The 14,805-nt window shown below is 49.1% G+C and carries 11 protein-coding genes; 8 read left to right on the forward strand and 3 right to left on the reverse strand.

Annotated elements, in window-relative coordinates; all coding sequences use genetic code 11:
- Positions 1–7: 7 nt before the first annotated feature.
- The 8 genes from ACGHZ6_RS01180 to ACGHZ6_RS01215 all read left to right on the forward strand — a co-directional run bounded on the left by ACGHZ6_RS01180 (position 8) and on the right by ACGHZ6_RS01215 (position 12,560).
- Positions 8–1,402 carry a sulfatase gene (locus ACGHZ6_RS01180; RefSeq protein ID WP_390616944.1) on the forward strand — a complete coding sequence of 465 codons (1,395 nt, stop codon included), beginning with the start codon at positions 8–10 and terminating at the stop codon, positions 1,400–1,402.
- Positions 1,403–1,407: 5 nt separating this feature from the next.
- A complete protein-coding gene (locus ACGHZ6_RS01185) occupies positions 1,408–1,965 on the forward strand; it encodes a hypothetical protein (RefSeq protein ID WP_390616945.1) in 558 nt (185 codons plus the stop codon).
- Between the two features lie 127 nt (positions 1,966–2,092).
- Positions 2,093–4,333 (forward strand): TonB-dependent receptor, encoded by a 2,241-nt coding sequence (locus ACGHZ6_RS01190; protein WP_390616946.1) that lies wholly within the window; start codon positions 2,093–2,095, stop codon positions 4,331–4,333.
- Between the two features lie 86 nt (positions 4,334–4,419).
- Positions 4,420–5,874 carry a sulfatase gene (locus ACGHZ6_RS01195; protein ID WP_390616947.1) on the forward strand — a complete coding sequence of 485 codons (1,455 nt, stop codon included), beginning with the start codon at positions 4,420–4,422 and terminating at the stop codon, positions 5,872–5,874.
- Between the two features lies 1 nt (position 5,875).
- Positions 5,876–7,528, forward strand: a complete 1,653-nt coding sequence (locus ACGHZ6_RS01200; RefSeq protein WP_390616948.1) for a sulfatase — start codon at positions 5,876–5,878, stop codon at positions 7,526–7,528.
- Between the two features lie 206 nt (positions 7,529–7,734).
- Positions 7,735–9,330, forward strand: a complete 1,596-nt coding sequence (locus tag ACGHZ6_RS01205; protein ID WP_390616949.1) for an FAD-binding oxidoreductase — start codon at positions 7,735–7,737, stop codon at positions 9,328–9,330.
- Between the two features lie 27 nt (positions 9,331–9,357).
- Positions 9,358–10,974, forward strand: coding sequence for an FAD-dependent oxidoreductase (locus ACGHZ6_RS01210; protein ID WP_390616950.1), 1,617 nt, complete (start codon positions 9,358–9,360; stop codon positions 10,972–10,974).
- 14 nt (positions 10,975–10,988) lie between these two features.
- Positions 10,989–12,560 carry an FGGY-family carbohydrate kinase gene (locus tag ACGHZ6_RS01215; RefSeq protein ID WP_390616951.1) on the forward strand — a complete coding sequence of 524 codons (1,572 nt, stop codon included), beginning with the start codon at positions 10,989–10,991 and terminating at the stop codon, positions 12,558–12,560.
- Here the strand turns inward: ACGHZ6_RS01215 and ACGHZ6_RS01220 are convergent.
- The 3 genes from ACGHZ6_RS01220 to ACGHZ6_RS01230 form a co-directional block, all read right to left on the reverse strand.
- Entirely contained in the window at positions 12,543–13,502 is a 960-nt protein-coding gene (locus tag ACGHZ6_RS01220; RefSeq protein WP_390616952.1) for a YbgA family protein, read from the reverse strand. The genes ACGHZ6_RS01215 and ACGHZ6_RS01220 overlap by 18 nt on opposite strands.
- A gap of 34 nt (positions 13,503–13,536) precedes the next feature.
- Positions 13,537–13,911 (reverse strand): PH domain-containing protein, encoded by a 375-nt coding sequence (locus ACGHZ6_RS01225; protein WP_390616953.1) that lies wholly within the window; start codon positions 13,909–13,911, stop codon positions 13,537–13,539.
- 127 nt (positions 13,912–14,038) lie between these two features.
- Positions 14,039–14,713 (reverse strand): MaoC family dehydratase, encoded by a 675-nt coding sequence (locus ACGHZ6_RS01230; protein WP_390616954.1) that lies wholly within the window; start codon positions 14,711–14,713, stop codon positions 14,039–14,041.
- Between the last annotated feature and the right edge of the window lie 92 nt (positions 14,714–14,805).

Raw genomic sequence — 14,805 nt, forward strand, 5'->3', positions numbered from 1 at the left:
AATCCTTTTGCTAATAGCAGGCGCACAGTTTATCTGTGCGTTTGCTTTGGCTGAGGATAATATCCCAGATTCTGAACGGCCGAATATCGTTTTTATTTTGGCGGATGATCATCGTTGGGACTATTTAAGTGCAATGGGGCATCCGTTTATAGAAACCCCTAATATCGATCGCATTGCCGAAGAGGGGGTGCTGTTTGAGAATGCATTTGTTACCTCATCGCTCTGTAGCCCATCGCGGGCGAGTTATCTAACCGGGCAATATCCACAAAAGCACGGAGTGCAGAATAACTTTACGCCTTGGGACAATAACAATGTCACCTATTTCGAATATCTGAAACAGGCAGGTTACCACACGGCGTTTATTGGCAAGTGGCATATGCCAGGTGCCATTCCAAAACTTCGCGGTATGGATCTGTTTGTGACCTTTGATCATATGGGCGGTCAAGGGGCTTATTACAATACACCCTACATAGTAAATGGAAAGTCGCTGGCTGTGGGTGAGTCGCCCATGCCGGGTGCCGAAGTGAATGGTTATATTACCGATGATTTAACCAATTTTGCGGTGCAATATATTCAGGATAATAAAGATAAACCCTTTGCCTTGTATCTGTCCCATAAGGCAGTGCATCTGTCGATGCAGCCAGACGAAGAGGCGAGCGGTAAATACGATAACGCCGAAGTGGTATTGCCCGACGAGGCTGATTCCTGGCTGGCACTTGCCGATGGCAATTTTAAACATTTCCTGTGGAGTTCTCTGGAAGAAAAAATAAAAGACTACGCCGAGACGGCTGTAGCGATGGATCAGCAAATTGGTCGCGTCATGGATAAACTGGATGAATTGGGCCTGGCCGAAAATACAATCCTGATCTATGCCGCTGACAATGGTTATATGTGGGGCGAGCATCGACTGATCGATAAGCGCTGGTCCTACGAGGAATCCATCAGGGTCCCTTTTGTGGTGCGATACCCAAAGGGTGTTGATGCGCCTGGTCGACGTTCCAAGGAAATGATTCTGAATTTGGATCTGGCCCCCACCCTGTTACAGCTGGCTGGAATAGCAGTGCCCAACCATATGCAGGGTAAGAGTTTGGCTCCCCTGTTACAGCAGCAGAGTTTTGAAGGCTCCTTGCGAGAATTCTGGGTATATACCTATTTTAAAGATTTTCCATATCCTGTGCCTGCTCAAACAGCGTTGCGAACTAATCGCTACAAGTTAATTGACTACGAGCGAGGCAAGCGAGACGAGCTGTTTGATTTACGCAGTGATCCCGCTGAGAAAAGAAATCTGATAGATGATCCAGAGATGCGTCAAGTCGAATTGCAAATGCGCCAAGCGTTGCAGCGATATTTGGCGGATATTCAACAATCCAGTAATGCAAAATTTGAAGAGGCCTCCCGGTAGCAGTTATGGCTTTTGGTTTATCGTTTATTGCTGCTCCATGGCGGGCGGCTTGGAGCATTTTACTATTAAGCATCGTTATGATGCTTATTTACGATATGGCATTCTTTCTCCCCCTGGGCATTCGTAACCTTGCGGGTGTAACGCTGTTTATCTGCATTATGTGTGGGGCCGCTATTTCTTATGGTTGGGCCAGGGCGGCAGATGCAGGAACATTTAAGGCAATTAAAATAGGGCTGTTTATTCCGTTCTTGTGGCATCTGAAAGAAATCGTGATGGCCGGCAAGATCTTTGGCGTGGCCGAAGGCATATATGCCGGATTACAGGGTTTCTATTTAATCTATTATGCGCTCATGATCTTATCGATGGGCGCTGTTCACCTTGTCTATGAGCTATATAGATGTTATCGAGGTAGCGGCACGCGATATATGTGTCTGGCCAGTAGCTATTTCCTAATGCCGATGCTCGGTGTGTGTTTTATCGAGTGGCTGGTGTATCACGTGGCAGGGCTGGATCTGTTTATGTTCCAAGGCTACCTGCAAGGCTACCGTTATTTATTTATGTAAATTTTCTACAACTATATCTAGAGAGTTTAATAATCATCCATATGATTAAGTAATTTCTCCATTCGAAGGCAGGGTTATAACTGATACCGTACAAGCTCAATAAAATATAATTAAACTGGAGAGTGCGATGAAAGCTTTTCAAAAGCGTGCGATGGCATTATCAATCGCCGCAATTGCTTGCGGTGCGACAACGAACGTATTTGCAGAATCAGATAATGACTTTGCCATTGAAGAAATTATTGTAACCGCCCAGAAAAGGGCCGAGAGTGTACAGGATGTTGCGGCTGCTATTTCGGCGGTGGGTGGCTCCAAGCTCGATGAGATGGGCATTACTGATGCCGAATCATTGGTTCTGGCCGTTCCTGGTATGCATTTCTCACAATCGGGCTCTAATACGCGTATTACGGTGCGTGGTATTGGCTCGGAGCAGACCACGGTGACCGGTGACCCGGGTGTTGCCTTCCATATTGATGGTGTTTACCAAACCCGTGCCAGTGCCGGCTCCGCCTTATTCTACGATCTGGATCGTGTTGAGGTACTGCGTGGCCCACAGGGTACCCTCTATGGTCGTAATGCCACCGGTGGCTCTGTTAACCTGATTTCCAATCGCCCAACCCAGGAATTTGAAGGTAATGTTGAAGTACAACTGGGTGATTACAATCATCAGCGCCTAAGAGGCGTTGTCAATGCGCCGCTGATTGATGACAAGCTGGCTATGCGTGTCAGTGCTCAGCAGGAAACCCGTGACGGTTACTATGAAAACCTGACGCCAGGTGCCGATGATCTGGAAGATCGCGATGCGTTAAACCTGCGTACCCAATTCTTGTACACCCCTACCGAAACACTCGATGTGTTGTTGAGTATGAATTATTCCAACGACAAAGGTGCGGGTAATGGTTCAAAGCCTTTGGGGGACTATCCCTCTCCGCCAGGGAATATTAACGCATTCTATGCAGGTGCTACCGAGAATCCAGATGATCCTTGGAAAGTCAGAACCAATGGCCAGGATAAACGTGATAACAAACGCAAGGGAGCGTCGATTACGGTTGATTGGGATCTGGGCAATGTTGCATTGAAATCAATCAGTGCGTGGCAGGAAAATACGGTAGACACCTTTGTTGATGCTGACTTTTCGGATGTTGAAATCATCAATGAAAATACGTTCCAGGAAAACACCCAGTACTCGCAAGAGCTGCAGCTGACCTCAGTTGATGCCGGTGATTGGGAGTGGGTTGCGGGTCTGTACTGGTTGCAAGAAGAGAACGATGTAGATTATTGGCTTAACGATAATGGAACGGGGTTAAGTTCAATTCTGATTCCGGCTGGCCCCTTAGCGGGTTTGCCATTGTATTCAACAGTTGATGTGGGGTTAGACGACCCGGCGTACTTTGGTAATCGCAGTAATGTAAAAGGTAACTCTCTGGGTGCCTTTGGTCAGGTTTCGTATCACATCAATGAAGACGTGAAAGTCACAGGCGGATTACGTTACAGTAAAGACGAAAAAGAAGCATCGATTTATCGTAAAGAGTTTGGTCCTGCACCTATCGCGCCTGCGTCGTCATTTAAGAAAAAGGATGACTGGAGCAGTGTTACCTGGAAGCTGGGTGTTGATTGGCAAGTGGCCGAAGACAGTTTGCTGTATGCGACAGTATCGACCGGCTTTAAATCCGGTGGCTTCCTGCAGATAGAAGATGCTGACTCCTACGATGAAGAAGAGGTTCTTGCCTGGGAGATCGGCTCGAAAAACCGTTTCTTCGATAACCGTTTACAAGCCAATATCAGTGCTTTCTACTATGAATATACTGATATGCAGCTTCGAACCATTGTTGGTACCGATAGTATTGTGACCAATGCCGGTGAAGCGGGTATTCAAGGTTTGGAAGTGGAGCTGCTGGCACGTCCGATGGAAGGTTTGCAGTTGAGTGCTGCGTTGGCCTGGACCGATGCTGAATTTGATGAGTATTTTGATGATGATCCCCATGATGGCTTAAACTCTTTGCTGGACTTGTCTGGTAATGATCTGGCCAGATCGCCTGATTACACCGCAAGTCTGAATGCCGCTTATACCTGGGATTTACCCTGGGGTAGTCTGACCTCCAGTGTTAACTATTACTGGTCTGATGAGGTTTATTTCTCTGCCTACAACCGCAAAGATCGCGACTATCAGGATAGCTATCACAAAACCGACATTAACGTGACCTTTAACAGTCTCGATGATGTCTGGTACGCAACCCTGTCGGTCCAGAATCTGGAGAATGCTGAGGTGGCAAGTAATATTAACCTGGATAATCCAACCCTCGGTGGTATTGACTACGTTCAGTGGCAAGCACCGCAGACTGTTCGTGTCTCTCTAGGCTATAACTTCTAAAGCCTCTTGCAGTACTGGCATACAGTGAATAGTCTGTTTCACTGTATGCCTTTTTTGTTGTAACGTTTATGTTGGATTCCGCCTGTATGTCTCTCAAGCGTTTATTTCGATCTCTCTTGCTACTTTCGGCATTGCTCCCTGTTGCGACTTTTGCACAGCAACCCAATATTGTGTTTATTTTTGCCGATGATTTGGGATACGGCGATATCGGTAGCTATGGTTCTACAGTGATCCGGACGCCGAATATCGATCGCATGGCTGCCGAGGGTGCACGATTCGATCAGTTTTATTCCGCCTCGCCTGTCTGCACGCCATCCCGTGCGGCCCTGTTAACCGGTCGCTATCCTATTCGCGATGGCATTCATGGCGTCTTTCATCCGGAGAGTTATCAGGGGTTAGATCCGCAGGAAGTCACCATTGCCGAAATGCTTAAAGACGCAGGTTATGCAACGGGCATCGTTGGCAAGTGGCACCTTGGCCACCATGAAAAGTATATGCCCTGGAATCAGGGTTTTGATGAATTCTTTGGCGTGCCCTACAGCAATGATATGGGCGGCCTCTATTATTTTCGCAATCAACAGGCGCATTTCGAAGATATTGACCAGCGCTATATGACCAAGACCTATACCGAAGAGGCGATCAAGTTTATTGATAAGCACCAGGCCGGTCCGTTCTTTTTATATCTCGCGCACAATATGCCCCATGTTCCGCTTTACGCATCACCGGAATTCGAAGGTAAATCGAAAGGCGGTTTGTACGGCGATGTGGTTGAAGAGTTGGACTGGAGTGTTGGACAAGTTTTGCAGCATTTGGAAAAACTCGGCATTGCCGAGAATACATTGGTCGTTTTTAGCAGTGACAACGGCCCCTGGCGCTTGATGGGCTCACGGGGAGGCTCCGCTGGTGGTCTTCGCGCTGGTAAGCAATACACATTCGAAGGTGGTATGCGGGTGCCAACAGTAGCTTATTGGCCCGCGACGATTGCCCCAGGTACCGTGCCTGATGGTATGGCAACCATGATGGACTGGCTACCGACGTTTGCCCGTATGGGCAATGCCGAATTACCTAAAGATAGGGTGATTGATGGTAAGGATATTCTGGGCCTGTTAACCGGTGAAGGTGATCGGGCGGACCAGGAACTGTTTTATTATATGAACGGCGAGTTACGCGCTTACCGCAGTGGTGATTGGAAATTAAAACTGCCGTATCAGGGCATGGGTGGCTGGTTATCCTATTTTCATCCAGGCTTTGCCAAGGGGCACGAACTGCTGTTATTTAATCTTAAGGATGACCCGGCGGAACAGATCAATCTTGCTGGCAAAGAATCAGAAATCGTCGAGCAGATGCTCGCTGCAATCGATACCTTTAAAAGTTCTCTCGGTGAGCTTCCTGATGCCAAAGTTACGGGCAAGAATATCGATAGAGGCCCTTATATCAAACTTTTGCTGACCATTATTGGCAAGTTGCTATTGGTAGGTTTAATTGCCGTCGCGGTTATCTGGCTGGGGCTGCGTTGGGCATGGAAACGAGTCAGAAAATAATATGAAATACGTGATATATCTATTGTGCCTGTTGTTTGCTGCCAATGTGTGTGCAGCAGAAAGGCCAAATATTCTGCTGCTGATGGCAGAAGATCTGAGCCCGCGTATTGGCGCCTTTGGTGATAAAGTCGCGGTGACTCCAAATTTGGATAAACTGGCAAGCCAGGGTGTACGCTATACCAATACTTTTACCGCCTCCGGTGTGTGCGCACCCAGTAGGGCGGCGATCATTACAGGTATGCACGCGGAGAGCTTTGGTGGCCAACATATGCGTGCTTATACCGAAGGGCCAGCAAAGTACTACGCTGTTCCGCAAACAGACGTAAAAGCCTTTCCCGAGTTGCTGCGGGCTGCTGGCTACTATACCTTTAATCGAAACAAACTGGACTATCAGTTCAGTAATGTGCGATCCGGCTCTGGTCCTTTTACGATTTGGGATGATGACAGCAGCGGTGAGGTTGATTTTACTTCACTGCCAAAAAATAAACCGTTTTTTGGTTATGTAAATTATATCGGTACCCATGAAAGTGGTTTGTTTTATAAAGATAGGTTTCCTACCAGTTTGGGAGAAATCTACACTTCAATAAAACAAACTATGATCCACTGGGATACTGAGGAGCGGGTCAAGCCCGAGGATGTTACGGTTCCTCCCTACTATCCTGATACACCGTTGGTACGTAAAGATATTGCTCGCCAGTACAATAATTTGATTACCGTTGACCGGCAGATTGGTCAACTGCTGGAAGCCTTGGATAAAAGCGGGCTGGCGCAAGATACCATTGTTATTTGGTCTACGGATCATGGTGATGGTTTACCGCGGGCAAAGCGCGAGCTGTATGACTCTGGGCTTCATGTTCCCATGATTATTCGCTGGCCGGAAAAATGGAAGCCAGCTGATATTGAGATTGGTGGGGCCAGTGACAGGCTGATCAGTGGCGTGGACTTTGCGCCCACGATTTTATCTTTGGCTGGCGCAGCATTGCCGTCCTATCTGCAAGGTAAGGCGTTTAATAAAAACGTTTCTCCTGAGGAACAAAGACAATACGTATTTGCATCCCGTGATCGTATCGGCAATCGTCCCGATCGACAGCGGGCCGTAAGGGATAAACGCTTTAAGTATATTCGTAGTTATAACCAACAGGCCGGTGGTTTTCATTTACCGTACCGGGATAACCTGGACTCAATGCAAGAGCTCTGGCGATTGCTTGAAGAGGGTGCTTTAAACGAACATCAGCAGCAGTGGTTTAAAGACCGCCCGGAAGAGATGTTGTTCGATACACAGGTCGATCCGCACGAGTTAAATAACCTGGTCGATGATCCGCAGTATGCCGATACATTAGCCAGGCTGCGACAGGCCTACAGCCATCATCAGCAGCGTATTATTGATTTAAGCGATGAGAGCGAAGCCCGGATGGCGCAAAGATTCTGGCCAGAGGGCAAGCAGCCTCGTACCAGCGCTCCGGTATTTGAATTGCACGATAACCATTTGGCGATCTCTTCGCGTTCAGAGGGGGCGTCTATCGGTTATAGAATCAATGATGGTCCCTGGCGTTTATACACCGAGTCCCTGATATTGGATGCAGGGGACAAGGTGGAAAGTAAGGCGGTTCGCTATGGCTGGAAAGAAAGCCCTGTCGCCGAAATGACCTTTTAGACGTCCCCGTCTGTCCTCCCTCCTTCTCTTAAGCGCAGGGCCTGTTACTGGGCTCTGCGTTATTTTTCTTACCCATCTCCTAATGACATTCTGCTGTCTGAATTCGTGAGTGCGCTGGCTTTATCGGACAGTGATACCTCGATTAGCAGGCGTATGATGAAGGTTATTCTTGAATAGGGTAACTCATCAATAGAAGGTGACATCATATGAAACGTTGGAATACCTGGGGCAGTGAAAATCAGGCGCTAGATGCAAAGCTGGGACCCGCTGCCATGACCATGCTGGAACAATTACTGGGTAAAGCGTCTGCATTGCCAGATTCCACGCTTGAAGGTGTGATGGCTAAGGTTCCTGCGTCCCGTTTACCCCAGCATCCGTTAATCGATACGGGTGCAGAAATACGTGTGCGACACGCACGGGGACAGAGCCTGCCGGATCACCTGGCGGTACGCAGTGGTGAATTTGGTGTGTTTCCCGATGGTGTAGCGCTGCCAGAAAACACCGAGGAAGTTCGTCAGCTACTGGATTTTGCCCGTGATAACGATATTACCGTTATCCCCTATGGCGGCGGCACCTCGGTTGTTGGTCATATCAATCCTGCCGAGGGCGATCGCCCGGTATTAACCATTGCCATGACGCGTATGAACGCGTTGTTGCACCTGGACAAAGAGAGCCAAATAGCCACCTTTGGTGCCGGAGCTGCTGGCCCACAATTGGAAGCGCAGCTGAAAGAGCACGGCTACACGCTAGGACATTTTCCGCAGTCCTGGGAATTTGCCACGATTGGTGGCTGGATTGCCAGTCGTTCCAGTGGCCAGCAGTCTTTGCGGTACGGCCGTATTGAGCAACTGTTTGCCGGTGGTCGCATGGAGGCCTTAAACGGCACTCTGGATATCCCAGCGATTCCGGCTTCTTCTGCAGGCCCCGATGTGCGCGAAATGGCGCTAGGCTCAGAGGGGCGTTTGGGTATTCTTACCGAGGTAAAAGTCAGGGTTACGCCCGTGGCGGAAAAAGAAATTTTTCACGTAGTGTTCCTGCCCAGCTGGGAGGCTGGCGTTAATGCCGTGCGCACCATGGCGCAAAGTCGGGTACAACTTTCCATGCTGCGGTTGAGCAACGCGGTTGAAACAGAATCCATGTTGAGAATGGCAGACAACCAGGAAGAAGTTGCGTTGTTGGAAGAGTACCTGGGTTCTAAAGACGTTGGCGAAGGTAAAACCATGCTGACGGTGGGCATTACCGGGTCAGAGAATCAATGTGTGCCTGCGCTGACCTTAGCCATGGAAATCTGCGAAGAGTTTGGCGGTGTCGATACCGGTACCCACTTGGGTGAAATCTGGGCCCACGGCCGCTTTAAAGGGCCTTACCTGCGTGAGCCATTATGGCAGGCGGGCTACGCTGTGGACACTATGGAAACGGCGATCAACTGGTGTGATGTCAATGCCTCCATGGAAAAAATTGAAACGGCAATAGGCTCAGCATTAAATGATGAAGGTGAGTCCATTCATGTGTATACCCATTTATCACATGTTTACGGCCAAGGTTGCAGTCTCTATTCAACCTATCTTTTCCGCTGTGCGGATAACTACGAGGAAACCCATAAGCGTTGGCAGAAGTTAAAGTCGGCGGGTGCAGAAGCGATTGTTGAATGCAAAGGCACCATCAGTCATCAGCACGGTGTGGGTACCGATCATAAGCAATATCTGCCGGCGGAAAAAGGCGAGTTGGGCATGGCGGCGATTCAATCTCTGTGCGATCTGTTTGACCCGAAAGGTCTGATGAATCCTGGAAAGTTACTTTAAGTTGTCATTGGGTTGGAGCTCTCGGCTGTGGGTGAATCAAGAAGCAAAATCTGGGATAGCTTATCCTGCGATAATAATCGTCACTGGGATGTGATCATTGTGGGTGGTGGCATTACTGGCGCCGGGATTCTGCGTGAGGCGGCAAGGCAGGGCTTAAAAGCCCTGTTGGTGGAACAGAAAGATTTCGCCTGGGGAACCTCAAGCCGCTCCTCCAAAATGGTTCACGGTGGATTGCGTTATCTTGCCCAGGGTGATTTTAAATTAACCCGACACTCACTGCAGGAACGTGAGCGATTGCTGAATCAGGCCCCGGGCCTGGTTGATCGTATGGGTTACTACATGCTGCTGCAAAAGGGCCAATTCCCTGGACGTTTTGCCATGTCCGCCGTCCTTAAACTCTACGATTTTATTGCCGGTGTTAAAGACAACCGTTACTGCAATAAAAATACGATTAAGTCGATATTTCCTGGCATTAACGACACGGGTTTGACTGGGGGGTGCTATTACACCGATGCTGTAACTGAAGATGCCAGATTGGTGTTGAGAGTGATACAGGAGAGCAAAAATAGCAGTGCGGCCGATCAGCTGGCGGTGTTAAATTATGTCAAAGCCAAAAAGCTTCTTAAAGAAAACGGGCGTGTTGTCGGTGTGCAGTTGCGGGATATGGAATCGGGCAAAGAAGTTCGCGTCAATGGCTCTGTCGTCATTAACGCCACCGGTGCCTGGGCGGATCGTTTGCGCAATGAAGTAAATACGGAAAAACGCGTGCGTCCTTTGCGTGGTAGTCATCTTGTTGTGCCTCACCATCGATTGCCCGTATCTGCCGTTGCCACTGTTATGCATCCACAGGATGGCCGGCCCGTATTTATTTTCCCCTGGGAGGGAGCGACGGTTGTTGGCACGACCGATCTGGATCACTCTGCCAATATGGACATGGAAGCCAGTATTACGTACCAGGAACTGGATTACCTGCTTGAGCTTGTTAATGCACACTTCCCCTCAGCAGCTATTACCGTTAAGGATGTGCTGGCGACTTATGCCGGTGTTCGCCCGGTTATTTCTTCAGATAAGGCTGCCAAGTCACGTTCACGTAAACCCTCCAAGGAAAGACGCGATCATGCTGTTTGGTCCGATGATGGTTTGATCACTGTCAGCGGTGGCAAACTGACGACATTTCGTTTGATTGCACAGGATGTGCTTAAAGCCGCAGAGCCATTGCTGGGGAAAAAACTGACTGACTTTGCTGACGATAGGGTGTTTAGCCCGGTAAAAACTGATCCGGAAAAATACTTTGCGATTGATGCTGCACGTGCAAAGCGTTTGCTGGGCCGCTTTGGCGATAAATCCCATGCAGTGTTAAGCGATGCCCAAGTTGATGAGCATGGCTTGATCGGTGACTCCACCTATTGCCTGGCGGAATGCCGATGGTCGTTAAGAAACGAGCTGGTTGTGCACCTCGATGATTTGCTGTTACGAAGAACCCGTTTGGGATTACTGCTCAAAGAAGGCGGCGTACAGATTTTTGATCAGCTTAAAGCGCTGTTTAAGGATGAACTGGGCTGGGACGGCGAACGCTGGCAATCTGAACTGGATAGATACCGTAGCATATGGAAAAAACATTACTCATTGCCCGTAAAAAGTTAAGGGGGGTAATGCATATGGCCGAAAAAAAATACCTGTTATCTATCGACAATGGCACCCAGAGCATAAGAGCTTTACTGTTCGATACCGAGGGTAACTTGCTGGCAAAAAGCCAGGTTGTTATCGAACCCTACGTATCTGCTCAGCCGGGATGGGCCGAGCAGGATCCGCAATATTACTGGGAGATGTTGTGCAAGGCCTGCCATGGCCTGTGGGCTGAATTACCTATCGCCAAATCTGAAATAGCCGCGGCAAGTATTTGTTGTCAGCGCAGTACGGTGGTCAATCTTGATAAAGAAGGGCAGCCCCTGCGCCCAGCTATCATCTGGTTGGATCAACGCGTTGAGCAGGATCTGCCGGATATGGGGGCCTGGAATTTACTGTTTTCTGCGGTGGGTCATCGCCGCACGGTGCAACATTTCCGTTCACAGGCGAAGTCAAATTGGATTGCCCGGCGTCAACCTGAGATTTGGCGCAAAACCGATAAGTTTTTAATGTTATCGGGCTATCACGCTTACCGACTGACCGGCGACTATGTCGATTCTATTGCCAGCCAAGTGGGTTACTTGCCTTTTGATTACAAAAAGCAACAATGGGCAGGCGTTAAAGACTGGCGTTGGAAAGCGCTGGGTATTTCTCCTGGCATGTTGCCCAAGCTGATTGCACCGGGAAAATCCATGGGTGCCATATCTGCTCAGGCCAGCCGTGAAACCGGTATCCCCGAAGGCTTGCCGCTGATTGCTTCTGGTTCAGATAAAGCCTGCGAAGTGTTGGGTTCCGGCAGTCTGTCACCCGATATCGGTTGCCTCAGTTATGGTACGACGGCCACCTTCAATATCAGCTCTGATCGCTATAGGGAAGTTGCTCCGCCCATTCCGCCATATCCGGCGGCCGTACCCAATACCTACAACGCTGAAATTATGATTCAGCGCGGCTACTGGATGGTTAGCTGGTTTAAGCGTGAGTTTGGTTTGCGCGAGCAGGAAATGGCGAAAAAGCTGGGCGTAGCACCTGAAGCTTTATTTGATGAATTATTAAAAGAAGTGCCGCCGGGCTCCATGGGTTTAACCTTGCAGCCCTATTGGTCGCCGGGTATTAAAGAGCCTGGGCCAGAAGCCAAAGGTGCGATTATTGGTTTTGGCGATGTGCATACCCGCGCGCATATTTATCGGGCCATTATTGAAGGGCTTACTTACGCATTGCGTGCCGGTAAGGAGCGTGTAGAGAAACGCAGCGGCGTCAAGATAAAAACCTTGCGAGTGTCCGGTGGCGGCTCGCAAAGCGATCAGGTAATGCAGATTACCGCCGACGTTTTTGGTATTGAGGCAGAGCGTTTACACACCTTTGAAACTTCCGGCTTGGGTGCGGCGATTAATGCGGCTGTCGGTATCGGTTTCTATGCGAATTATCAACAAGCGATTGATGTCATGGTTCGTAGTGGCGATGTGTTCACGCCACAGGCCCAGAGTTGTAAGGTATATGACAAACTTTTCCACGATGTCTATCAGAAAATGTATGTCAGATTGAGCCCCATCTACAGGGCCATTCGGGATATTACTGGTTATCCGGGTTTAAATCTGGTTGAGTAAACGCATTTCCGCCGGATACGGATGCATATACAGGGACTGTTCTATAAACGGGTCCGGCTGATTGCGGAAGTGGTGGCGCAACAGGGTGATAGGCACAATCAATGGTATATGACCGAGCCGGTATTGCTCGATCGTTTCTGACAGTTCCTGTTTATCATCGCCATCGAGATCACGTTTTAGATAGCCGCGAACATGTTGCAATGTATTGACGTGATTGCCACGATTGGCCGGTTTTTTTAATGCCGCCATAAGTTGTTGAATATAGTTCTCTGCCAGCTCTTCAATCGGTGTTTGATGGCCGTCAGCCAACAGGCGTCCCAATTCTCTGACACTGTTTTGGTTGTGGCTCATTAAAATCAGTTTGTGTTGGCTGTGAAAGCGGAAGAGTTTGTCTTGTGTAATACCTTCACTCTCTAACTGTCGCCAGCGATAATAAACATACACTCGCTGAATAAAATTCTCACGCAAACCCGGATCGCCTAAACGGCCTTCTTCCTCGGTGGGTATTAAAGGAAAGTTCTGCATAAAGGTGGCTGCATAAATGCCTTGGCCATTACGCTTGTTGTGTGGATTGGTTGGGCTGATGGAAACTTTGACCCGTTCCATGCCGCAGCTGGGGGAATCCTTCTTAAAAATATAACCGCACAACTGACTGTGCCAATCGCGTTGCTGATTGGCGCTGTCTTGTAGTTGGTCGGTAAAGTCCTGTTCGCCGGTTTTCGAATCCACGCAGCGCACGCCTGCATCGGTGGCAACCAGTTTAATGGTCGGTCTGGGCACACCCAGGCCAATAGCCATCTCCGGGCAAAAGGGACGAAAGGAGAAGTAGCTGCCCAGAGTTTTTTCGATATAGGCGTTGAGCTTATGACCACCATCAAAACGCACCCGCTCGCCGAGTAGGCAGCTGCTGATGCCAATTAGAGGTATGTCTGTGGTGGTCATAACAATCCCGTTTTCCTGTGTTGCTTGCTTTGGCTTAGCCTACGTAGGTTGCCAGCGCTTTTTGCAGATTGACCAAGGTCTCACCACCTTTGATTTCCTTGGTGATTGGTTCGGCGCTATTGGCGGTCCAGATCTGCAGTTCGCCGTCCAGGTCAAAATGGCCTGAGGTAATCACCGCATAGTGGGCTATAGATTTATACGGAATGGAATGGTATTCGGTTCTCTTACCGGTCACGCCTTGTTTGTCTACCAGCAACAGGCGCTTATTGGTGAACAAGTACATGTCACGAATGACTTTTAACGCCAGCTCAAAGTGCTCGCCATCGGCCATAATCGGGGCGAAATCCTCTTCGACCTTTTCCTTGTCTATTTCCGATGCGTTGCCTAGCAGGCCGTCAAGCAGTCCCATGGGGTTATCCTCTTTGTAGTTTGAGTACGAAACGCCTAAGTGTATGGTCTAACCATGACAAAAAAGCGCAGGACTTGCCAGTCATTTAGAGGGGATGCAGAGGGGCTGAGGCCTAGTTGTACGAGATTTAGTAGTACAGGCGAATAACGGTTTCCGCCACACAGGCCAGGCGCTTGCTGTTTTCAATCTCGATGGTCATTTCGCTGACCACTTCGATGCTGCGCTTCATGGGGGTTAGACCAATCAGTCGACTGTGGGCGCGCACGCGGGTGCCTGCTTTAACCGGGAACGGGAAGCGCACCTTATTTAACCCATAATTAACGGCCATGCGAGCGTCGGGGTAGGGGTTGTTGTCGGGGTCAACGGTATTGGTCAATGCAGGGATCAGCGACAGGGTCAGGAACCCGTGTGCAACCGTGCTCTTGAAGGGCGATTCTTGTTTGGCCCGCTCCGGGTCGGTATGGATCCATTGATTATCACCCGTCACAGCAGCAAACTGGTTGATGCAATCCTGATCGATGGTATGCCATTCGCCAACAAAGGTTTCTTCGCCCAGTTGGGTTTTTAACCTGTCGTAAGCCTGCTTGGCTTCCGGGGTTTGTTCGGGGAAACTGCCCTTGGGTTGTTCGTCATCTTCAAAGAAACTGAAGCGCGAAATCCACGGGTTGTTCAAAGTATTGGCTAATTTGCTGTTAATGATATCCGAAATATTGCGAAACTTAGGTTCCCATTTGGCGATAAACTCTGCATTGTTGATTTGCAGGTTTTCACGTTTCTCGCGGATAAACTCAATAACATTCATGGTGCTGCTTCTTTGTTCTTGTTCCACATAATACTGTGCGGGCTTGCATAGTGTACGATAAGGCCCGACATTCCATGGCTTTGCGCCTAAGT

This window comes from Maricurvus nonylphenolicus, assembly GCF_042854845.1.
In the GTDB taxonomy this organism is placed as follows: domain Bacteria; phylum Pseudomonadota; class Gammaproteobacteria; order Pseudomonadales; family Cellvibrionaceae; genus Maricurvus; species Maricurvus nonylphenolicus.

What these genes read in the sequence shown, in the direction of transcription:
- ACGHZ6_RS01190 (WP_390616946.1), top strand. Translation starts at nt 2,093, where the DNA reads ATGAAAGCTTTTCAAAAGCGTGCGATGGCATTATCAATCGCCGCAATT.
- ACGHZ6_RS01225 (WP_390616953.1), bottom strand. Translation starts at nt 13,911, where the DNA reads ATGGGACTGCTTGACGGCCTGCTAGGCAACGCATCGGAAATAGACAAG.
- ACGHZ6_RS01230 (WP_390616954.1), bottom strand. Translation starts at nt 14,713, where the DNA reads ATGAATGTTATTGAGTTTATCCGCGAGAAACGTGAAAACCTGCAAATC.
- ACGHZ6_RS01205 (WP_390616949.1), top strand. Translation starts at nt 7,735, where the DNA reads ATGAAACGTTGGAATACCTGGGGCAGTGAAAATCAGGCGCTAGATGCA.
- ACGHZ6_RS01220 (WP_390616952.1), bottom strand. Translation starts at nt 13,502, where the DNA reads ATGACCACCACAGACATACCTCTAATTGGCATCAGCAGCTGCCTACTC.
- ACGHZ6_RS01215 (WP_390616951.1), top strand. Translation starts at nt 10,989, where the DNA reads ATGGCCGAAAAAAAATACCTGTTATCTATCGACAATGGCACCCAGAGC.
- ACGHZ6_RS01200 (WP_390616948.1), top strand. Translation starts at nt 5,876, where the DNA reads ATGAAATACGTGATATATCTATTGTGCCTGTTGTTTGCTGCCAATGTG.
- ACGHZ6_RS01185 (WP_390616945.1), top strand. Translation starts at nt 1,408, where the DNA reads ATGGCTTTTGGTTTATCGTTTATTGCTGCTCCATGGCGGGCGGCTTGG.
- ACGHZ6_RS01195 (WP_390616947.1), top strand. Translation starts at nt 4,420, where the DNA reads ATGTCTCTCAAGCGTTTATTTCGATCTCTCTTGCTACTTTCGGCATTG.